The following is a 19,713-nucleotide window of genomic DNA, read 5'->3' on the forward strand; positions in this document are numbered from 1 at the left end:
CCGGGAAGGCTGATGACCGCTACCGACTCGCCCGCCGTGCTACGGCGCTACATCGCGTTCGAGCTCAAACGGCTACGTGAAGCACGCGGATACACCCAGGCACAGGTAGCCAGCTACATGCGATGCGCCCAGAGCCGCATCACTCATGTGGAAAGTCAGCGCAACCTGCCCAGGCTGGAGTTTCTGGAGAAGCTGCTGCGCTACTACGACTGCACTGAGGAGCAGGTGCGGCACTTCGGCGGGCTACTGGAACAGGCCAACACCAAGTCGTGGTGGACCGGTATCGACCACAGTAGGGAACCGCTCCAGTTCGACCTCTACCTCGGCCTGGAGGAAGGGGCCTCACGGATCGAGAGCTACGACCCGCTGCTGGTCCCCGGCTTGCTGCAAACCCCGGAGTACGCCGAGGCCATCATTCGAGCGGGACAGCAAACCGAACACGACCTCGACCGGCAGGTGAATCTCCGCGTACGACGACAGTCGACCCTGACACGCTCAGACAACCCCACCCACCTCTGGACGGTCCTCGACGAACAGGCCCTCGACCGTCCAGTGGCGGCACCCGCCGTCATGTGCGAACAGCTGGACAAACTGCTGGAAACGGCAGAGCTCGCCAACGTCACTCTGCAAGTCTGTCCCGTCGCCGTAGGTGGACACCCGGCCCTGACTGGTCCGTTCACCATCCTGCACTTCCCCATGCCGCACGATCCCGGAGTCGTCTACATCGAAACCCGCCTCAAGGGGCTCTGGTTCGAGGAACAACCCGAGATCGACCAGTACACCCAGATGATGAATCACCTTCGCACCATCGCCGCTTCTCCGGAACAATCGAAGAGACTGCTCAACGACAAACGCAAGGAGCACACCTGATGCGAGACACCACTGCACCCCACTGGCGCATCTCCAGCTACTCCAACGACATCGGCCAATGCGTCGAAGTCGGCTTCGCCGAGACCACCATCGCCGTCCGCGATACCAAGAACCGGCAGGGCGGCACCCTCACCGTCAGCCCAGCGGCCTGGACCGGATTCCTGGACCGTCTCAAAACCGGCGGCTACGAGCAGGACTGACCCAACCAACACCGCTACACCGTGGCCGGGGCGTCGATTTCCCGCGAAACTCCCAGAGCCCCGGCGCGGGACAGCGTCTCAGGTCGCACTCGGGCACCCACGCAGCATCGTTGACCCCGGTAGCGCGTGATCAGTAACGTCGCCGAACGTCGCACCACAGAGCGACACCGAAGCAGCGCACAACACTGGTGATCCCACACCGATGAACGACCCGCAACAGGTCACCAACAGCCTGTCCGACACCAACGACGCGATGCGCGGCATCATCACCGCCGCCAACAACGGCGAGTTCGTCATCACCCCCGACGCGGGCGACGAACTCATCCAGATCTTCCAGGAGATCGAGGACTGGACAGGGAAAGTGCTGGACGAAATGGGAATCATCAAGCAACGCACTCTGCTGGGCAACAGTCCCGCTGGTGTAGCCATCGCGGATTTCAACCAGCAGGTCGCAACCGGGGATGAGGACTCGTTCGAGGAAATGATCCTACGCATCCAGGACAACGCCCCGAAGGTCGTCCAAGCTCTCCGCGAAGGCACCCGGCTTTACCAGGAAACCGACGAAGGCAACGCCACCAACCTCGGAAAGCAGGCATGACCACCATGCCCCGACACTCCACAACAACCCGCGCCACCCTGCTGGTAACACTCGCCACAGGCAGCTTCCTACTGCTTTCCGCTTGTAGTGGCAACAGCACCGGTGAAGACGCGGGATCTACCAAGGACACCACAACGAGTACCGAACCGGCACTCGCACAGATCAATCCATGCGAGCAAATCACTCCAGCCAACAAGGAAAATCTCAAAATCGAGAAACAGGGCGAGAAGGATGAGATCGTAGGCGCTCCAACATGTAGTTGGCAGACCTCGAACGGATCACTCATACTCGCTTTTCATCCGGACAAAGGAATCGAGGAGCTGAATTTCTCGGACGGCGAGGAGGGTTCGTACTCAGTAAGCGGGGAAAAAGGTAAGATCGTCCGCGGAAACACCGGCGACAACTGCTCCGTGACCATACCGTTCAGCGAAAGCTCCTCCGTGAACATCGGCGCAAGGGTCGACGACATCCCCTCGTCCTGCGAACTGGCGAAGCGGGCCGCGCCTATGGTGTGGGAGAACCTCTCGAAGCAGAGCTGACCAACAGGCGCCGTTTACGCCGCAGCTGGGGCGTCGATTTCCCACGAAATTTGCGAAGCCCCAGTGCAAGACAGCGCACCGAGAGACGCCCAAAGTTTCACGGCGACGATGTAGCTCTCGGAGCACCGCGCTCAGCCGCTCGACTCGTGTCGGCACGGCCACTCGAAGTCGGCAAACGGGTACTCGGAGCCGCGCCACTCAGTCCTCCAACCCGTGCGCCACGGTGTCGAGCGCGTCGGTCAGCGCGGCCAGTTGTTCGCGGCTGAGCAGGTCGATCAGCGAAGAGCGGACCAACTCCACGTGGCCGGGCGCCACCCGGTTCAGCTTCGCCATGCCCTCCTCGGTCAGCACCGCGAACACCCCGCGATCGTCGCCGGGGCACGAGCTGCGATACACCAGTCCGGCCTTCTCGAGCTTGCCGATCTGGTACGAAGCCCCGCTCTTGGAGGTCAGCAGCGACTCGGCCAGCTCGGTCATCCGCAGCTGCCACTCCGGCTCGTCGGCCAGCCGCACCAGGATCTCGTACTGCGGATGCGACAGTCCCTCCTGCTCACGCAGGTGATGTTCCACACGCCGCTCCACCCGGTGGCTCGCCGCCAGAAAGGCGTTCCACGCGGCCTTTTCCTCGGAGTCCAGCCACCTTGGTTGCGTCATGCACCCATCATAGCGGTTGTTCGAATTTGAACAACCCGGTAATTTGGCGCTGGTTTCAATTTGAACTACCCGAGTCGGGACAACCCGACGCCGAACCACAGGAGGAAGACCGTGCCGCAGTTACCAACCGCAGTCCGCGATCTCGCCCTGCTTCTCGGGCGAGTCGTGCTCGGAATCGTGTTCATCGTGCACGGCCTGCAGAAACTCACCCAGTGGGGAATCAGCGGCACCGCCGAATCGTTCGCGGGCATGGGAATACCCGCCCCCGGCCTGTCCGCGTGGTTCGCCGCGCTGGTGGAAACGCTGGGCGGCATCGCACTGATCCTGGGAGTAGCACTGCCGCTCGCAGGCGTGCTGTTGGCGGCGGTCATGCTCGGGGCGTTGTTCTTCGTCCACCTCAGCCAGGGCTTCTCCGGTTACGAGTACGTGCTCGTGCTGGCCGCCGCCGCACTCACCCTCGGCTTCAGCGGCGGCAACTACTCGGTCGACCGGCTGCTGCGCAAACCGCGCGAATCGGAAGCCACTCCGAGTACGACGAACGCCTGAACAACGTTCGCACGGGCCACGACGCGGTACTCGGCACCGCGTCGCACCGGCACGAGCTGCCCGGGCCCAGGACGCGAAGGGGCATCCGAAGCGGAGGTCCCGGGTACAGGACAGCCCGGGAAACGGCGAATACCGGGTGGGACCGTGACCTCCTCGGACGAGGGATCCGACAGTGTCCGGTCACGGTCCCACCCTCGCGGGACGGCGAAAGGAGGCGCCAACCGCCCCACGACGGCGTCAATTTCTCGCGAAATCGCCGCGCCCCACGGGAAGCGACCCCACGGGAAGCGACCCCGTGGGGAACGATCTCGGCCCGTGAGTCTCAGCCCATCCAGTCGCGCCAGAGCTCGCGCATGCTGTCCAGGGTCTCGCGGTAGCGGCGGTAGCCGTCCTCGTAGCGGTCCCGCACCTCCGGGTTGGGCCGGACCTCGCGCAGCGGCAGCGTCCACTCGCCGGAGTCGACCTCGTCGCCGAGCGCGCGGGCGGCCGTCACCGCCGCTCCCCTGGCACCCATGCCGGGGTCGTCCGTGAGGTGCAGCGGCTGTCCCAGCACGTCGGCGAATACCTGAGCCCAGGGATGCGAGCGCGTGCCGCCGCCGCAGGCCACCAGCTTGCCGTTCAACCCGGCCGCCTCGAAGCAGTGCCGCGCCGCGTAGGCCACGCTCTCGCAGACCGCCCGCACCACGTCGCTGCGGCTGGTGCCCAACCGCACCCCGCTGATCTGCCCGCTGGCGCGCGGATCCACGAACGGTGAGCGCTCCCCGCCCGGCGCCAGGAACGGCAGCGCGGAGACGTCGTTGGCCCCCGGTGGGCTGGCCTCCAGCGCCCCGCCGAGATCACCGATCTCCATGCCGAGCAGGTCCAGCACCCAGTCGAGGCTGGCGGTTCCCACCATCGCCGGCATGCCGTGCAGCAGCTGGTTCTCCTCGGGCGTGCACAACCACATCCCGGACGGCTCTTCCTGCCAACGGCGGTCGCCCGACTCGGTGAGTACCTGGCAGGCCAGCGTGGTTCCCACGATCAGCAGCCCGTCGCCGAACTCGTGCAGCCCGCCACCCACCGCACAGGCGGGCAGGTCGAACGGGCCCGCCGTGACCGGTAACCCCTGGGGCAGCCCCAGCAGTTCCGCGCCGTTGGCGTCGAGCTCGAAGAGCTGCCTCGGCCGGGCCGGCTTGGGCAGCAGGTGCCGGAACTCGGTCAGCCCGCAGGCCTCCAGCGCCCGCTCGTCGTACTCCCTGGTGTCGGCGTCCAGGAACGGCACGGAGGCGTCCGAGGCGTCCACGCTGATCTCGCCGGTCAGCACGTGCAGCACCGAGTCGACGCAGTACCCGGCCACCGCGGCGTTACGCAGCGACTCCGGCTCGTTGTCGCGCAGGTGGGCCAGCAGGGGTCCCTGCGCACCGGGGAACAGCCCGTTGCCGGTGCGCTCGTAGACCTGCCTGCTGACCCCGTCGCGCTGCCACCGCTTGACCACGGCAGCGGCGCGACCGTCCATCCACGAGATGGGCTGCCGGACCGGCCTTCCGGCGGAGTCCCGCAACCACAACCCGTCGCCCTGCCCGGTCAGCGCCACCGCGCGCGGCTGCTGCCCGGTCCGCTCACCCACGTCGCGCACCACGGCGGCCACTGTGGACACCACGTCGTCGAGGTCCTGCTCCACCCTGCCATCGGGGTAGTGCTCCAGGTGCGACTGCCTGCTCGCCTCGGCGAGCACGCGGCCCGCGTCGTCGAAGGCCGCCGCCTTGGTCAGCGAAGTTCCGATGTCGACCGCGGTGATCATGTCTCGCTCCCCAGAACATCGGGATTGGCCAGGTGCGCGGCCCGCTCGCCCCGCGCGAACCGATCGACCTCGGCGGCCACGATCTCCGCGGCGCGGTGCGCGGTCTGCCTGGTAGCGCCCGCGAGGTGCGGGGTGGTGATGAGGTTGGGAGCGCCGTGCAGCGGCCACTCCGGCGGCGGAGGTTCCTCGTCGTAGACGTCCAGCGCCAGCGCACCCAGCTTGCCGCTGCGCAGCAGCCCGGGAAGCGGCTGGTAGTCGAGCAGGCCACCGCGGGCGGTGTTGACCAGCACCGCGCCCTCGGGCAGCAGCGCCAGGCGGTCGGCGTCGAGCAGGTGCTTGGTCTCTGGGGTGAGCCTGGCGTGCAGGCTGACCACCGAGCAGCGGGGCAGCATCTCCTCCAGCGCGACGGGTTCCACACCGTCGGCGCGCAGCCCGTCCTGATCGGCGTAGGGATCGGCGACCAGCACTTCCGCGCCGAAGGCGCGCAGCACCTTGGCCACCCTGCTGCCGATCGCGCCGTAGCCGACCAGGCCGACCGTGCTGCCCTCCAGCTCGATGCCAGCCTCGGGGTAGGCGTAGAAGTCGCCCCGCCAGTTGCCCCGCTTGAGTTCGGCGTCGGCGTCGGGGACGCGGCGCATCGCGGCCAGGATCATGCCCACCGCGTACTCGGCGGCAGCGGCGGCGTTGCGTCCGGGTGCGTAGGTGACCGAAACCCCCGCCCTGGTCGCCGCCGCGAGGTCCACGTTGACCGGACCACCGCGCGAGACCGCGACCAGTTTCAACGAGGGTGCCGCCGCGAACACGCGCTCGGTGAACGGCGCCATCTGGGTCACGCACACCTCGGCGCCCTCGACGGCCTCGATCACCTGCTGTTCGGTTCCGCTGGCCTCCTCGACCCCGCCGACGGGGCCGAACGGCTCGACCGGCCAGGGCAGTTTGAGCTTGCCGACCTCGACGTCGTTCACCCGGGAACGCACGGCGTTCTCGAGCAGGTCGGGTCCGACGAAGTTGTCGCCCGCTGCCAGCACGCGCACTGTTCATTCCTCCTTCAGCGGTCTCACCGCTGTCCGATGGCTCACCGCGGCGGTTTCCGGGGCGACCGGCCTTCGCGGGCGCGGTGCCCCCGACCGCTCCGGCCGCGGCGACCGCCGCGAGCCGCGGCTATCAGCTCTGGTGTTCGTAGTCGGTTATGTAGGCGACCTTGGCCGCGCTCGCCGAGGACGGGTCGAAGGAATAGCTCAACCACTCGTCGACCAGTCGTTTGGCCAGTTCGGGTCCGATGACCCTGGACCCCATGGTCAGCACCTGGCAGTCGTTCGACTTGATGGAGCGCTCCGCCGAATAGGAGTCGTGCGCGACGGTAGCGCGCACCCCGTCGACCTTGTTCGCCGAGATGCACATGCCGATGCCGGTGCCGCAGATCAGCACCGCACGATCGGCGTCGCCGCGTGCCACGGCTTCCGCCGCCGCCAGTCCCAGCCGGGGGTAGGCGCGGTCGTCGGAGTCGTCGTGCACGCCGTAGTCCAGCACCTCGGTGACCCTGGTGTCACCCTCCAGCTGTTCGGCGATCAGTTTCTTCAGTGCCACACCGGCGTTGTCGGCCGCCACGGCCACGGTGATCGGGCTCATGATTCCGGGTTCCCCTTTCGACGGTTTCGCTCGCACGCGCCGTCGGAGACTCCGGCGGCCACGGCCGTGAGCAGCAGGGCCAGTGAGGTGGCACCGGGATCGGCGGTGCCCTGGTCGTGCCCGCCCAGTCGCGAGGCACGGCCACGTGCGGAGGTCAACCGCGCGGTGTCCAGCGCCGCCTTGGTGGCGACCTCGGCGGCGGCGGTCAGCGCGGTGGGCAGCTCGGTGCCTGCCAGGGAGCGCTCGGCGAGTTCGTCGGCGAACGGCTCCAGCGCGTCCAGCAGCGTCTTGTCGCCCTTGGCGGAGCCACCGAGTTCGGCGACCGCCCGGGACGCCTCGCGCACCGCTTCGGAGAGCACGGCGGTGTCCACGGCCGCGTGCTCGCGCAGTCCGGCGCCGGTCTGGCTGAGCAGGGTTCCGTAGAGCGCCCCGGAAGCGCCGCCCGCCGCGTCGGCCAGCGCGGTCCCGGCCGCCAGCAGCGCGTCACCGATCGAACGGGGATCGGCCGCGTCGCTGCCCGCCCGGTCGGCTGCCCGAACGGCGGCCCGCAGGCCGCGCACGATGCCCTGGCCGTGGTCACCGTCACCGGCCACCGCGTCGAGCCGCCCCAGTTCGTCCTCGGCGTCGGCCACGTCGCCCAGCGCCCGGTCGAGCAGTTCGTGCACGAGCCCGCCCCGGCTGGTGGCGTCCTCGGCGGGGGCCGCGCCGCGTTCCTCGGGAGTGGGCTCGTGGTCGGTCAGCGGCCGCAGCGGCCGGTAACCGGGGGTGTCGCACTCCGCGTCGTAGAGCTCGGCGAGCTCGTCGTCCAACGCGAGCAGCGACAACGAGAGTCCGGCCATGTCCAGCGAGGTGACGAACTCCCCCACCTCGGGGCGGTACGGGCGCAGTCCGGCGGCCCGCAGCCTGCGCTCGATGGCCGGGTAGCAGGCGAACATCTCCTCGTACTTGGTGCGTCCGAGGCCGTTGAGCAGCACGGCCACCCGCTCGGTCCCGGCGGGCAACTCGGTCAGCAGGTTGTCGACCAGTTCGGCGGCCAGTTCCTCGGCGCTCATGGCGTCGACGCCGCGCGCTCCGGACTCGCCGTGGATCCCCAGCCCCAGTTCCATCCGGCCGGGGTCGACGGTGAACAGCGGCTCCGACTTGCCGGGCAGTGTGCAGCCGCCGAAGGCCGCGCCGTAGGTGCGGGTGCGGTCGTTGGCCTTGCGCGCCAACGCGGCCACGCTGTCCAGGCTCTCGCCGCGTTCGGCCGCGGCACCGGCGACCTTGAACACGAAGAAGTCACCGGCCACGCCGCGCCGAACCTCGGGGGCGTCGGCGGAACCGCTGGCGATGTCGTCGGTGACCAGCACGGTGCGGCTGTCGATGCCCTCGGCCGCCAGTCGCCGCGCGGCGAGCCCGAAGTGCATCACGTCGCCGGAGTAGTTGCCGTAGCTGAACAGCACGCCCGCTCCGCCGTCGGCGGCCAACGCGGTCCGGTAGACCTGCTCGGCGCTGGGGCTGGTGAACACGTCGCCGATGACCGCGGCGTCGGCGAGGCCGGGGCCGACGAGTCCGGCGAATGCCGGGTAGTGCCCGCAACCACCACCGATGATCACCGAAACCTTGCCCCGGCGGGGAGCGTGCCTGCCCACCACGCCGTAAGCACCGGGCACGCGTGCCACGGTGCGGCCGTAGGCGGCGACGAAACCGTCCAGCCAGGAGTCCTTGAACGTGGCGGAGTCCGTCAGTCCGGTCATCAGGCGCCCTCGCTCTCGGTCACGGGGTCGGACAGCATGGACAGCAGGGTTTTCCGCACGTGGTCCAGCGAGTCGGCGACGACGCTCGCCGAGGCGATGGCGTCCGGTTTGGGGGGATAGCCGGCGTTGGGGATGGCGACCACGCTCATCCCGGCCGCGTGGGCGGCGCGGATCCCGTTGCTGGAGTCCTCGACGCCGGCGCAGTCCGCGCCGGTGAATCCGAGTCGCCGGGCGGCCTCGGTGTAGACGTCGGGACTGGGCTTTCCCCTGGGCACCTCGGCGCTGGAGACGGTGGCCGTGAAGTGCTCGGCCAGGCCGTGCCGCTTGAGCACGGCGTCGATCAGCGGCCTGGCCGCCGAGGAGGCGAGCGCGATCGGCACCACCGAGCTGACCTCGGTGACCATCTCACGGGCACCGTCGAGCAGTTCGATCTCGCCGTCGTCCAGCGCGGCGATCATGTCGTCGACGACCGCGCGTTCGGTCTCCGAGGCGGGTTCCGGGGTCCCGCAGACTCTGCCCAGATAGGCCGACCATTCGGGCGAGCTCATGCCCTGGACCGTCGAGGTGTCCTCGGCGCTCCACTCGTGCCCGTGCCGGGCGGCGTAGCGGCTCCACATCCGTTCCCAGAGGTGTTCGCTCTCCACCAGTACGCCGTCCATGTCGAACACGACCGCCCGCAGCGGTCCCGTCGACCGGGGCTCGGTTACCTCACTGACCGTCATGCGCCGTCCTTTCACAAACTTGACGTTAAATTAACTCTAGATACTTTAATTGTCCAGCCCCGAGTTAACACGATTCGGGGAGCACTTCGCCCGAACAGCGCAGTGGAGCCGAACGATCACCCCTGGACCGATTCACGGTCGGACACGTTGTGTCCCCAACCGGAAACCCGGAAATAACATCTTGCGCGTGAAAGTAACGAGGTGCATGATACTCGGTTAACACCGGCGGTGCCGCGCATCACAGCTCGATCGCCCATCCGCCGCGTCAACAGGGCCCCTCGACCGAGGCCGCGGGGTCCGGCAACACCAGTCGCTTCGGAGGCGAAAACATTGGTACAGCAACCAGCAGCGGCGGACGGTTCGACCGCCGCGTCGGAGAGCCGTAGTTGGCTCGACAGAATCGGTATCCCCAAGCCGCTGCTCTGGGGCTTCGTCGGTGTGCTGATCTTCATGATCGGCGACGGCGTGGAGATCACCTACCTGACCCAGTACCTGACGCAGCCCGAAGGCGGCGGGCTGGCGGGCTCCCAGGCCACCTTCGCCACGGTGACCATCTACGGCCTCGCCGTGATGATCGCCTCCTGGTTCTCCGGCACGCTGTCCTCGATCTGGGGACCCCGCTACGTGATGTGGCTCGGCGCGGGCTGGTGGGTCGTCTTCGAACTCCTCTTCCTGTACGTGGCCATCCCCTCGCAGAGCTACCTGCTGATCGTGACCATCTACGGCATCCGCGGCTTCGCCTACCCGCTGTTCGCCTACGCCTTCCTGGTGTGGGCGCAGGTGGCCAGCCCGGTGCACATGCGCGGCTCGGTCGCGGGCTGGTTCTGGTTCGTGTTCACCGGTGGTCTGCCCACCCTGGGCGCGGCGGTGGCCGCCTTCGCGATCGGCCCGCTGGGCATGAGCCTGCACAACACGCTGGTGCTCTCGCTGGTGCTGGTCGCCGTCGGCGGTGTGATCGGCTGCTCGGTCCGCGAACCGCACGGCACCAAGCCCATCGCCGACGAGACCGTGCGGAACCCGCGCAGCCCGAAACGACTGATCGAGGGCGTCGACATCATCTGGCGCGACAAGCGGACTCTGGCGGGCGGTATCACCCGTATCGTCAACACCGCGCCGGAGTTCGGCTTCTTCGCGATGTTCCCCTTCGTCTTCGGACCGGAGACCCCCGGCGGCGGCTTCCTCACCGCCCCCGAGATCGCGGCCATGACCAGCATCGTCTACGGCGCCAACATCGCTGCCAACCTGGCGTTCGGTGTGCTGGGTGACTACTTCGGCTGGCGCCGCACCGTGACCTGGTTCGGCTGCGTGGGCTGCGCGATCGCCACCCCGCTGTGGTACTTCGCCTCGATCTCCAGCGAGAGCTTCGGCGTCGCCGCCACGCTGGGCGCCGTCTACGGTGTGCTGCTGGCGGGATTCGTCCCGCTCTCGGCCCTGATGCCGTCCATGGTCACCACCAAGGACAAGGGCTCGGCACTGGCGGTGCTCAACTTCGGCGCCGGCGGTGCGGCCTTCCTCGGGCCGGTGACGGTCTACGCCATCCACCCGATCTTCGGCGGCGGCGGCGTGGCCATCGCGTTCGCGCTGATGTACGTGATCGTCGCGGTGCTGTCCACCTTCGTCAAGGACGGCAGCGACCCGGGTGAGGCCAAGAAGGCGCGGGCGGCCACCGCGACCGCCCCGGCAGGGGTCACGACCGGCTGACCGGGCAAACCCCGCTCCACCCCGCTCGGGGAGGTGCTCGCACCGAACCGGGTGAGCAGTCGACGCCGCGTGGCGTCAGGGGCGTTCGGAACGGTCACGGGCAAGCACCTCCGAACGCCCCGTCCCCCTGGAGACGGCGCGTGTGGCGGAGCGACTCCGCCACACGCGCCGTTCGGCTCGGCACACCGGGGTCGAGAGCCGATGCGCGATCCTGGTGACCGACACACCGCCCGACCACACGGTCCCGAACACGCGACGAGAGCCGATGACCAGCGAAGCGAACAACCACCGGCCCACCCCCACCGAACTGGTACTGCTCGACGTCGGCGGGCCGATCTACGACGACGCGGTCTACCGCGACGCGCTGCTGCGGGCCACCCGCGAACTCGCCGGAGCCGAGATCGACCACGAGACGTTCCAGCGGGTCTACGACGAACAGCGACAGCGCCAGGCGGGATCGCTGCGCACCGCGATCGCGGAGCACTTCCTCACTCCGGGCTACCGGAAACGACTGTCCGATCTGGCCGAGAGCTACTGGGAATACCCCCCGAGCGCGCTCTACCCGGAAGTACTGCCCACCGTGCGCGCGCTCGCCGGGACGTACCGCCTGGCCGTGGTGGCCAACCAACGAGAGCTGGTGGTGCGGGCACTGCGCCGCGACGGGATCGCCGAGCACATCGACGTGTGGGCGATCTCGGAGACGGTGGGCGCGGAGAAGCCCGACCCGGCGATCTTCCGGTACGCCTTGGACCGCGCCGGTGTCTCCGCCGCCGAAACCGTGCACGTCGGCAACCGGCTGGACACCGACGTGCGCGGTGCGAAACGGGTCGGGCTGCGCAGCGTGTGGATCACGCGCGGTGAGGCCCCTCCCCACCCGACCTCGGAACAGCTGGCCGAACCGGATGCCGTGATCCGCTCACTCGACGAGCTACCGGCAGCACTGGAACGGCTGTGAAGGACCCGACCTTGAGCACCGAAGCGGCAGTACGACACACCGGAGCCACCGAACCGCTGGTCGCGGGGGTGGACATCGCCACGGCCGAGGTGCGCGTCGAGGTACGCGACGCCGGTGGCGAGCTCGCGGCGACAGCGGCCACCGCCCTGCCACGGCCGGTGCACGGTGCCGACGGTTCCTCCGAACAGGACGCGCGGAGCTGGTGGCCAGCCGTGCGCGACACGCTGGCCCGCTGCACCGCCGAACTCGGCGACCGGAGCAGCGCGATCACGGCGCTGGCCGTCTGCGCCACCTCGGGCACCGTCACGGCCGTGAACAGCGCGGCGGAGCCGGTGGCACCGGCGATCATGTACGACGACCGCCGCGGCGCCGAACACGCCGCGCTGGCCCGGCGTGCCGGAGCGGAGCGATGGGACGACATCGGGATCACTCCCTCGGCCACCTCGGGCCTGGCGCACCTGGCGCTGCTGGCGGAACGCACCGAGGACCCCGGAGCCAGGCTGCTGCACACCCCGGACCTGGTAGCCGAACGGCTGGTGGGGCATCCGGTGCCCACCGACAGCAGCCACGCGCTCAAGAGCGGCTACGACCCGCTGCGCCGACAGTGGGTGCACGGGGCGCTGGACTCGGTGGGTGTGGACTCCGCGCGGCTGCCCGAGGTGGTGGCACCCGCACGACCGCTGGGGACGCTCTCCCGCGAGGCCGCGGCCGAGACCGGGCTGCCGGTCGGCTGCGAGGTGCGCTCCGGGATGACGGACGGCTGTGCCGGGCAGCTCGCCGCGGGGGCGGTGGACACCGGACGGGTGGTCACGGTCATCGGGACCACCCTGGTGCTCAAGGCTGTCTCGGCGGAACTGGTGCACGACCCGACCGGTGTGGTCTACAGCCACCGGCACCCCGAGGGAGGCTGGCTGCCGGGAGGAGCGTCGAACACCGGCGGTGAGGCCCTGGCCGACGTGACCGACGAGTTGGCCGAGCTGGACCGCGCTGCCGCGACACGTGGCCCCGCCGGGGTGCTGTGCTACCCGCTGCGCAGGCAGGGGGAACGTTTCCCGTTCTCCGACGGGCGGGCACGCGGTTTCCTGTCGGGCGAGCCCGCCGACCGCGTGGAGCTGCACCGCGCACGGCTGGAGGGCGTGGCGTTCTGCGAGAAACTAGCACTGCGGCGGCTCGACTCGCTCGGCGCACCCGTGACCGGACCGGTCCGCACCGCCGGAGGAGGTGCCCGCAGCCTCACCTGGTGCCGGATCCGCGCCTCGGTGCTCGGTGAACCGGTGCTGCGGGTCCCCCGGGCCGGTACGCCGCTGGGAGCGGCACTGCTCGCGGCCTGCGGGACGGTCCACCCCGATCTGGGGTCCGCCGCCGCGGCCATGACACCGGACGCTGAGTCGGTGGAACCGGTGCCCGGCGAGATGACGCGGCTCGCCGAGAGTTACGAGGCGTTCCACGCCGAGCTGCTCGGCAGGGGGTGGATCTCGTGACGGCTCCCGACCAGGGGGTCGCCCGGGTGAATGAATTTTCCGTGCGAGACTCGGGGGCGGCACAGCTTCGGGCGATATGGGTCACTTCGCTGAGGTTAACCTCAATTCGATGAGGCTCACTTATTTGAGGAAAGCCAAACTTTTTTGAGGAAACCCTGACAAAAACGCCGCGATTCAAAAGGCGTACATTCGTGGTATGACTTTGAAGGCAGCCAAACCGGAAGAACGTGAATCCAAGTTCCACGAGCTGCTGCAAAAGCAGGTGCGCAGCGAGTTCAATGCCTCACAGCAGTACATCGCACTCGCCGTGTGGTTCGACAAATCCGATCTTCCCCGCCTCGCCGCGCACTTCTACAAGCAGGCGCTGGAAGAGCGCAATCACGGTATGATGATCGTGCGGTTCCTGATGGACAACGACATTTCCGTGCACATTCCGGCTGTCGACGAGGTGCGCAACGAGTTCAACGAGGCGCGGGAACTCGTGGCCCTGGCGCTGGAACAGGAACGCGAGGTCACCCGCGAGATCGAGATGCTGGCCAGGACCGCGCGCGCCGAGGACGACTACATCGGCGAGCAGTTCATGCAGTGGTTCCTCAAGGAGCAGGTCGAGGAGGTCGCGCAGATGTCCACCCTGCTGACGGTGGTCGACCGCGCGAACGGCAACCTCTTCGAGATCGAGAACTTCCTCGCCCGGGAGCAGGTGGGTGACGACGGGGAGGACCCCTCCGCGCCGGAGGCCGCCGGCGGCGCCGTCTGAGATCCCGCTGCGTGGCTCGTGGCTGGGATGGCCGGGTAGCCGGCACGTGAGGCGGCGCCTTGCGGCGTTGGGCCGCTCTTGAGTAGCGACCTACGCTGCGAGGCGGCCCGGCCTCGACTACGTCAATTTCCCACGAAATCGCCGCGCTGCTTCGCCGCAGGCCGCACTCCGACCACCCTCGCGGTCGGCACCGCCGCGGGTTCTCGCGTGCGGCTCTCGCGAGGAAGGCCCGACGTGGCGTAGGTGCCTACTCGATGTCGGGCCTCCCCGCAGCGAGAGCCGTGCGCGAGGTTCCGCCAAGAAACCAGCTACGCGGGCCGAGCCACCTACCCTGATCAACGAATGGTGATCTGCCGCCCGCGAAGGCCGTCCCGGGCCCGCCGCTCGGCCGCGTCCAAGCCCTGCTCGTCCAGCGAGGCCAGCGCCTCGTCCAACCGCTGCCCCAGCGCGGCCGCGGGCTCCTCCCACTCGCGGTGGTGCTTCTCGCGGTCCAGATCCCAAACCGGCACCAACAGGCCGTGCGCCCGGAACGAGCCCGCGTAGCGGCTGTCCTCGTCCAGCGCCAGCTCACCGCGCGCCGACAACCGGGCCATCGCCGAGATCAGCTTCTCCTCGGGCTCGGGGCGCACCCAACGCAGATGGGCACGGTCGGTCGCGTCCACCCAGTAGGCGGCGTGCACGCCCTCGGTCTCCAACCTGCGGGTGGGCATGATCGCGGCGTTGGCCCGTTCCAGCGACATGGCGACCTCGCCCGAGGCCTCCACGCCTTCCGGCATCCACCACGAGAAGTCCTCGTGTATCCGCACGTCCAGCTGCGCCTCGGTGTCCATCAGGTCCTGCAGCCGGTTGGGAACCGTGCCCTCCGGCGCGTCCTCCGGCCCGATCGCGGACAGCGAGTTGCCGGCTTCGGCGGTCTCCGCCCACTCCACGGCGCGGGCCAGGTCCCTGCTGATGTCACCGGATTTGGTCTGCACCTGCAGTCCGACGAACGCCTTGCCGTCGGTACGCACCAGGGCGGCCGCGGCCATCGGCAGCACCGTGGCCAGTTCGATCTCGCGCTCGCCGGAGGTACGGGGCAGCACCGCCGTCGCCGAGGGCACGAACTCGCGCAGCGCGACCAGTTCGCACTCGGCCACGATCCCCTCGAACGGCCTGGTCACCTTGATCTTGCTCTGTCCGCCGGAGGCGCCGTGGCACGCCTTGTAGCGCTTGCCGGAGCCGCACGGACACGGCTGCCTGCGACCGACCACCGGTATCTCGGAGTCGGGGCGCTGTTGTGCTTCGGTGCGTTCGCTCAAGTCTGTCTCCCGGTAGTGCTCGTCTGGGCTTGTCGTGCTCGGGTACGCACTGTGGCACACCCCGATTCCCGCGCCACCGCACCGACACGTCCCGGCACCGCCGCGCGGGCCCGGAGGACGCGGCAGCAGGGCCGCCGGGTCACTCAGCGCACCGCGTGCGGCGGCCTGGAAGCGCGGGGAGGTTCCGGGGCACCGGTCACCCGCCGCACCCGCATGGGCCGGGAGGTCGTAGGGTCCGGCGGCACCAACAGCCGGTTGAACCGTCTGACCACCAGTATCGACAGCACCGCCACCCCGACCAGCGCCAGGTCGGAGACGGCGTGCAGCAGCACCCCGTCGGCCAGCGCCTGTGCACTGTCCCGCAGCCCCCAGAGCAGCGCGGTCCAGCCCAGCAGCAGACTCAGGCACCAACCGCCCCACCACAGCTTGACGATCCGCGACGGTGCGGGACGCCCACGTCCGTCCGCCTCGCCGATTCCGCGCAGCGTGGCGTGCTCCAGCTCGGCGAGTGCCGATCCCGGCACGAACAGGTTGAGTCCGGGAACGAGGAATCCGGCCACCACCTGCCAGTCCCGGCGCGCCGGGCGCAGCTCGGCGCGCTGATGCGCGTAGGCCCGGGCCCGCAGTGCCCACAGCACCCCGAAGATCCCCCCGAGCACCCCGAACAACCAGGTCATGATTCCGGCGGTGGCCACGAGCGCGTCCGAGACCGCCAGGACAGTCCCGTCCAGCGCACCGTTCTTGCTCCGCACGAGCAGCAGGTAGCGCCAGAACTCGGCAGTCGCCGCGGCGCTGCCCAGCACTGCCGTGATCCAGAGCGTGGCGACCGTGGTGACGGACAACGAGACGATCCGTTCGGCCGGATCGGCTCGTCCGTTCGTGGGAAGTGCCAGCGGCCAGCGCCACGCCAGCGGCGGGAAACCCCAACGCGGCGGTGCCGGGTAGGAAGGCGGTCCGGTGTAGGGCCGCCTGCGGTGCGGTCGGCGTGGCTGCCGGGGACCGCCCGGTGGATCGGCCGTCCACTCCATCGGTGGGCCGGATGCCGGTGGGTAGTTCCTCACAGCACGTATGGTTCCGTATCCGGCTCCTCGGACACCAGCGGGCGGCCGAGAGCGGACCAGCCGTTCATCCCCCGTTGGACGTTGACCGCGTCCCAGCCGCTGGCGTTCAGGTAGGCGGTGACCTTGGAGGAGCGCCCGCCCGAGCGGCAGATCACGTAGAGCTGATCGGCCTCGGGAATCTCGTCGAGCCGCTGCGGGATCTCGTTCATCGGAATGTGCACCGCGTCCGGGGCGTGCCCGGCGGACCACTCGTCGTTCTCCCGCACATCCAGCAGCGCCCCCTCGGGCAGCTGTGTCGGCAGTTCCTCGGGGGCCACCTCGGGGACGCGGCCGTGCATCGGTGTAGTCACACCCCGATACTGCCAGCCCGCCGGCCTCGTCGATAACGGGCCGGGCCTCACCAGGGCAGCGGACCCGCCTCGTCGAAGTAGCCACCGGTCGGCCCGTCGGTACCGATCCGCGCCATGCGAACGACGATCTCGGCACCCTGTTCGACGGTCCGGATCCCCGTGTTGTGGTTCAGATCGGTCGCGGTGTAACCGGGGTCGACCGCGTTGATCCGCATCTCGGGCAACCGCTTCGCGTACTGCACGGTGATCATGTTGACGGCGGCCTTCGAGGCAGGATAGGCGATGCCCGGATACGCGTAGGCCGGTGTGCCGGGGGTGGTCATCCGCTCCAGGGAGGCCAGTCCGCTGCTGAGGTTGACCACCACGGGAGCGGTGGAACGACGCAGCGACGGCAGGAACGCGTTGGTCACCCGCACGATGCCGAACACGTTGGTCTCGAACAGCCCGCGCGTCATCTCGGCGGCGGGGACCACGCCTCCCTCCGGGGTGCGCCCCTCGGTCCCGGCGTTGTTGACCAGCACGTCCAGCCCACCGCCTGCCTCGACGGTCTTCGCCGCCGCCGCGACGGACTCGTCATCGGTGACGTCGAGGAGGAGTGACCTGGCACCCAGCCGATCGGCGGCCAGCCGACCGCGCTCCGGATCCCTGCTGCCGAGGTAGACGGTGTGCCCGGCCTCCACCAGCCGACGGGCTGTCTCGAACCCCAGCCCCTTGTTCGCTCCGGTGATCAGTGTCGTCGTCATGGCGCCAGACTGCCCGCGCCAGTGGGAGCCCGGCCAGCCCCGCGTTCCAGGGAACGCCCCGAGGCAGAGAATGCCCCGAGGCAGGGAACGCCTCAGTGCCGCGGCCGGCCTCCTCGCTCCTCGGCCGGTTGCCGGTGCTCGGCGGCCCAGGAGGCGAGGATGCGCAACCGTTCGTGGGTGGGGGACTCGGGTTCGGCGGTCCAGGTGACCAGCTGCTGGTCGGGGTCGGTCGCACAGGTCAACGTGTCCCAGTCGAGGTCGAGGTCCCCGACGACCGGGTGGTGCAGCGTCTTGGTGCCGATCCGCTGACTCGCGACGTGGTGGGCGGCCCACCACCGCCGGAACTCGGTGTCGCGCACGGACAGCTCACCGACCAGCTCCACCAACCGCGCGTCGTCCGGATACCGGGCCGCTTCCCTGCGCAGCAGCGCGACGCTCGTGTGCGCGACGGTCTCCCAGTCCGCGTAGAGCCGACGCATCGCGGGGTCGGTGAACAGCAGGCGGACGTAGTTGCGGTGATTGGCGGGCAGCTGCCCGAAGTCGGTCACCAAAGCCGCCGCGAGGGGGTTCCAGGCCAGGATGTCCATGCTCCTGCCCAGCACGAAGGCCGGGGTGAACCGCAGGTCGTCGAGCACCCGCCGCAGCGAGGGACGCACCCGCTGCCGCGTTCGGCGGCGCGGTCGCGCGGCCTCCTTGCCCGCCAACTCGCTCAGGTAGTCACGCTGGTCGTCGTCCAGTCGCAGCACACTGGCCAGCGAACCGAGCACGGAGGCGGAGGCGGGGATACGTCCCTGCTCCAGTCGGGTGTAGTAGTCGGTGCTGATCGCCGCGAGTTGGGCGACCTCCTCGCGGCGCAGCCCCGGTACCCGCCGGACCGCGCCCGTGTCGGGCAGGCCCACCTGGTGCGGACCCAGCTCGGCGCGCCGCGCCTTGAGGAACTCCCCCAGTTCGCCGCGCCGGGCGTTCCTGCCGCTCATGGTGAACCTCCCTCTCCGGCACGCTCGCGGTCCGTGCTGGTAATGGTTCTCCCACGTCGCGCCCTCACGCGGAAGGTCCGGCATCGGAATGAGCTGTTCGATGTCGGACCTCCCGGAGAGAGAACAGGCGGGAGATATCGCCGAGACGGGTGATTCAACGAGCTCTCGCGAGGTGCCGTCCGAAGAACTCGGTCAGCTTGGCCACGGCCTCGCCGACGGGCTCGTCCCTGTCGTAGAGGTCGACGTGTCCGGCGCCCTCGATGGTGTGGAGCTCGGCGGTCTCCCCCGCGTTGGCGACCGCCCGCCTGCTGTGCGGCAGGGTCGCCGCCTCGCTGCCCGCGATCATCAACAGTGGCCGTGGGGCGATCTTGCCCGCCTCGGCGTAGGAGTCGTACTGGTCCAGCACGTCGGCGCTGCGCGCCACCCACTCGTTGGTGGAACGGGGGTGCCGACCGCGTGGTGTCTTGTAGTACTCGTGGAACTCCCGCACCAGCGCCGGAGTCGAGTCGTCCACCTCGTCCGGCACCGCGCTCACCAGCGTCGCCGGTTTGCCGGCGGCTTCCTCACCGCGCAGCCGTCCCGCCTGCTCGACCATCGCGCGCCAGCCCTCGGGATCACCGTCCCGGAAGAAGCTCGGCACGTCCGCACCGCTGACGGTGGCCACGGCCTTCATCCGGTGATCGGTCTGCGCCGCGTACGGCGCGTAACCCCCGGAACCGCAGATCCCCAGCACACCGATGCGCTCGGCGTCGACGTCGGCGAGGGTGCTCAGGTACGACACCGCCGCCCGGAAGTCCTCGGCCCGCTGGAACGGGTCCTCAAGTCCGTGCGGCTCGCCCTCGCTCTCGCCCTGGTACGCCGCGTCGAAGGTGAGCGCGACGTAGCCCCGCTCGGTCAGGTGCCGGGCGTACAACGCCGCCGACTGCTCCTTGACCGCGGTCGTCTGGTGCCCGACCACGATCGCGGGCGAGGGCCCCGACGAGGGGTCCGGGGTGAAGAGCTGCCCCGCGAGCATCAGTCCGCTGCTCTCGAAACGCACGTCGGTAATCATGTTCGTCTCCGGTGAATCGTGAGGAAGTCCGTCGTCCACGCCGGGTGTGGCTTTCCGGCACGGCG

21 protein-coding genes are annotated in these 19,713 nt (G+C 69.3%); 9 read left to right on the forward strand and 12 right to left on the reverse strand.

Features of this window, described 5'->3' with window-relative positions:
- The first annotated feature begins 12 nt into the window (after window positions 1-12).
- The 4 genes from BM394_RS12480 to BM394_RS12495 all read left to right on the forward strand — a co-directional run bounded on the left by BM394_RS12480 (window position 13) and on the right by BM394_RS12495 (window position 2,207).
- A complete protein-coding gene (locus BM394_RS12480; RefSeq protein ID WP_092977973.1) occupies window positions 13-870 on the forward strand; it encodes a helix-turn-helix domain-containing protein in 858 nt (285 codons plus the stop codon).
- Entirely contained in the window at window positions 870-1,070 is a 201-nt protein-coding gene (locus BM394_RS12485) for a DUF397 domain-containing protein (protein ID WP_092977975.1), read from the forward strand. The genes BM394_RS12480 and BM394_RS12485 overlap by 1 nt, the downstream gene beginning before the upstream one ends.
- A 202-nt stretch (window positions 1,071-1,272) precedes the next feature.
- Entirely contained in the window at window positions 1,273-1,668 is a 396-nt protein-coding gene (locus BM394_RS12490) for a hypothetical protein (protein WP_092977977.1), read from the forward strand.
- Entirely contained in the window at window positions 1,665-2,207 is a 543-nt protein-coding gene (locus BM394_RS12495; protein ID WP_092977979.1) for a DUF3558 family protein, read from the forward strand. The genes BM394_RS12490 and BM394_RS12495 overlap by 4 nt, the downstream gene beginning before the upstream one ends.
- Window positions 2,208-2,405: 198 nt before the next feature.
- On the opposite strand, the gene BM394_RS12500 is transcribed toward BM394_RS12495, so the two are convergent.
- Window positions 2,406-2,861, reverse strand: coding sequence for a MarR family winged helix-turn-helix transcriptional regulator (locus tag BM394_RS12500; protein WP_092977981.1), 456 nt, complete (start codon window positions 2,859-2,861; stop codon window positions 2,406-2,408).
- Window positions 2,862-2,972: 111 nt separating this feature from the next.
- Between BM394_RS12500 and BM394_RS12505 the strand changes: the two genes are divergently transcribed.
- Window positions 2,973-3,407, forward strand: coding sequence for a DoxX family protein (locus tag BM394_RS12505; protein ID WP_092977983.1), 435 nt, complete (start codon window positions 2,973-2,975; stop codon window positions 3,405-3,407).
- 322 nt (window positions 3,408-3,729) lie between these two features.
- Here BM394_RS12505 and BM394_RS12510 read toward each other — a convergent pair whose 3' ends face one another.
- The 5 genes from BM394_RS12510 to BM394_RS12530 all read right to left on the reverse strand — a co-directional run bounded on the left by BM394_RS12510 (window position 3,730) and on the right by BM394_RS12530 (window position 9,274).
- Window positions 3,730-5,187 carry an FGGY-family carbohydrate kinase gene (locus BM394_RS12510; RefSeq protein ID WP_092977985.1) on the reverse strand — a complete coding sequence of 486 codons (1,458 nt, stop codon included), beginning with the start codon at window positions 5,185-5,187 and terminating at the stop codon, window positions 3,730-3,732.
- Window positions 5,184-6,221 (reverse strand): 2-hydroxyacid dehydrogenase, encoded by a 1,038-nt coding sequence (locus tag BM394_RS12515; protein WP_092977987.1) that lies wholly within the window; start codon window positions 6,219-6,221, stop codon window positions 5,184-5,186. The genes BM394_RS12510 and BM394_RS12515 overlap by 4 nt, the downstream gene beginning before the upstream one ends.
- A 130-nt stretch (window positions 6,222-6,351) precedes the next feature.
- Entirely contained in the window at window positions 6,352-6,807 is a 456-nt protein-coding gene (locus BM394_RS12520; RefSeq protein WP_092978298.1) for a ribose-5-phosphate isomerase, read from the reverse strand.
- 5 nt (window positions 6,808-6,812) lie between these two features.
- Complete coding sequence (locus tag BM394_RS12525) at window positions 6,813-8,552, reverse strand: dihydroxyacetone kinase family protein (protein WP_092977989.1); 1,740 nt, start codon at window positions 8,550-8,552, stop codon at window positions 6,813-6,815.
- On the reverse strand, window positions 8,552-9,274 hold the full coding sequence (locus BM394_RS12530; RefSeq protein ID WP_092977991.1) for an HAD family hydrolase: 723 nt from the start codon (window positions 9,272-9,274) through the stop codon (window positions 8,552-8,554). Before BM394_RS12530 ends, BM394_RS12525 begins: the two co-directional genes overlap by 1 nt.
- A gap of 330 nt (window positions 9,275-9,604) precedes the next feature.
- On the opposite strand from BM394_RS12530, the gene BM394_RS12535 reads away from it, so the two are divergent.
- The 4 genes from BM394_RS12535 (at window position 9,605) to BM394_RS12550 (ending at window position 14,168) form a co-directional block, all read left to right on the forward strand.
- On the forward strand, window positions 9,605-10,975 hold the full coding sequence (locus BM394_RS12535; protein WP_092977993.1) for an RbtT/DalT/CsbX family MFS transporter: 1,371 nt from the start codon (window positions 9,605-9,607) through the stop codon (window positions 10,973-10,975).
- Window positions 10,976-11,240: 265 nt separating this feature from the next.
- Entirely contained in the window at window positions 11,241-11,930 is a 690-nt protein-coding gene (locus tag BM394_RS12540; RefSeq protein WP_092978300.1) for an HAD family hydrolase, read from the forward strand.
- Between the two features lie 11 nt (window positions 11,931-11,941).
- A complete protein-coding gene (locus tag BM394_RS12545) occupies window positions 11,942-13,411 on the forward strand; it encodes an FGGY-family carbohydrate kinase (protein WP_175530080.1) in 1,470 nt (489 codons plus the stop codon).
- A gap of 196 nt (window positions 13,412-13,607) precedes the next feature.
- Window positions 13,608-14,168: a ferritin gene (locus BM394_RS12550; RefSeq protein WP_092977995.1), complete on the forward strand. Its 561-nt coding sequence runs from the start codon at window positions 13,608-13,610 to the stop codon at window positions 14,166-14,168.
- Window positions 14,169-14,503: 335 nt separating this feature from the next.
- Here the strand turns inward: BM394_RS12550 and BM394_RS12555 are convergent, their stop codons facing one another.
- The 6 genes from BM394_RS12555 to BM394_RS12580 all read right to left on the reverse strand — a co-directional run bounded on the left by BM394_RS12555 (window position 14,504) and on the right by BM394_RS12580 (window position 19,648).
- Window positions 14,504-15,466 (reverse strand): DUF5926 family protein, encoded by a 963-nt coding sequence (locus BM394_RS12555; protein ID WP_092977997.1) that lies wholly within the window; start codon window positions 15,464-15,466, stop codon window positions 14,504-14,506.
- Between the two features lie 143 nt (window positions 15,467-15,609).
- Window positions 15,610-16,527, reverse strand: coding sequence for a DUF4328 domain-containing protein (locus tag BM394_RS12560; protein WP_245780153.1), 918 nt, complete (start codon window positions 16,525-16,527; stop codon window positions 15,610-15,612).
- Complete coding sequence (locus tag BM394_RS12565) at window positions 16,524-16,865, reverse strand: rhodanese-like domain-containing protein (RefSeq protein ID WP_092978306.1); 342 nt, start codon at window positions 16,863-16,865, stop codon at window positions 16,524-16,526. Before BM394_RS12565 ends, BM394_RS12560 begins: the two co-directional genes overlap by 4 nt.
- Before the next feature lie 59 nt (window positions 16,866-16,924).
- Window positions 16,925-17,620, reverse strand: coding sequence for an SDR family NAD(P)-dependent oxidoreductase (locus BM394_RS12570; RefSeq protein WP_092978001.1), 696 nt, complete (start codon window positions 17,618-17,620; stop codon window positions 16,925-16,927).
- A 92-nt stretch (window positions 17,621-17,712) separates the two neighbouring features.
- On the reverse strand, window positions 17,713-18,597 hold the full coding sequence (locus BM394_RS12575; protein WP_092978003.1) for a helix-turn-helix domain-containing protein: 885 nt from the start codon (window positions 18,595-18,597) through the stop codon (window positions 17,713-17,715).
- Between the two features lie 154 nt (window positions 18,598-18,751).
- On the reverse strand, window positions 18,752-19,648 hold the full coding sequence (locus BM394_RS12580) for an alpha/beta hydrolase (RefSeq protein WP_092978309.1): 897 nt from the start codon (window positions 19,646-19,648) through the stop codon (window positions 18,752-18,754).
- Between the last annotated feature and the right edge of the window lie 65 nt (window positions 19,649-19,713).

Source organism: Actinopolyspora lacussalsi subsp. righensis, assembly GCF_900116555.1.
Taxonomy (GTDB): Bacteria; Actinomycetota; Actinomycetes; order Mycobacteriales; family Pseudonocardiaceae; genus Actinopolyspora; species Actinopolyspora lacussalsi.

Bases quoted from the DNA above. Each gene is read 5' to 3' on its own strand.
- BM394_RS12480 (WP_092977973.1), top strand. From the start codon at position 13: ATGACCGCTACCGACTCGCCCGCCGTGCTACGGCGCTACATCGCGTTC.
- BM394_RS12485 (WP_092977975.1), top strand. From the start codon at position 870: ATGCGAGACACCACTGCACCCCACTGGCGCATCTCCAGCTACTCCAAC.
- BM394_RS12490 (WP_092977977.1), top strand. From the start codon at position 1,273: ATGAACGACCCGCAACAGGTCACCAACAGCCTGTCCGACACCAACGAC.
- BM394_RS12495 (WP_092977979.1), top strand. From the start codon at position 1,665: ATGACCACCATGCCCCGACACTCCACAACAACCCGCGCCACCCTGCTG.
- BM394_RS12500 (WP_092977981.1), bottom strand. From the start codon at position 2,861: ATGACGCAACCAAGGTGGCTGGACTCCGAGGAAAAGGCCGCGTGGAAC.
- BM394_RS12510 (WP_092977985.1), bottom strand. From the start codon at position 5,187: ATGATCACCGCGGTCGACATCGGAACTTCGCTGACCAAGGCGGCGGCC.
- BM394_RS12525 (WP_092977989.1), bottom strand. From the start codon at position 8,552: ATGACCGGACTGACGGACTCCGCCACGTTCAAGGACTCCTGGCTGGAC.
- BM394_RS12530 (WP_092977991.1), bottom strand. From the start codon at position 9,274: ATGACGGTCAGTGAGGTAACCGAGCCCCGGTCGACGGGACCGCTGCGG.
- BM394_RS12540 (WP_092978300.1), top strand. From the start codon at position 11,241: ATGACCAGCGAAGCGAACAACCACCGGCCCACCCCCACCGAACTGGTA.
- BM394_RS12550 (WP_092977995.1), top strand. From the start codon at position 13,608: ATGACTTTGAAGGCAGCCAAACCGGAAGAACGTGAATCCAAGTTCCAC.
- BM394_RS12565 (WP_092978306.1), bottom strand. From the start codon at position 16,865: ATGCACGGCCGCGTCCCCGAGGTGGCCCCCGAGGAACTGCCGACACAG.
- BM394_RS12570 (WP_092978001.1), bottom strand. From the start codon at position 17,620: ATGACGACGACACTGATCACCGGAGCGAACAAGGGGCTGGGGTTCGAG.
- BM394_RS12575 (WP_092978003.1), bottom strand. From the start codon at position 18,597: ATGAGCGGCAGGAACGCCCGGCGCGGCGAACTGGGGGAGTTCCTCAAG.
- BM394_RS12580 (WP_092978309.1), bottom strand. From the start codon at position 19,648: ATGATTACCGACGTGCGTTTCGAGAGCAGCGGACTGATGCTCGCGGGG.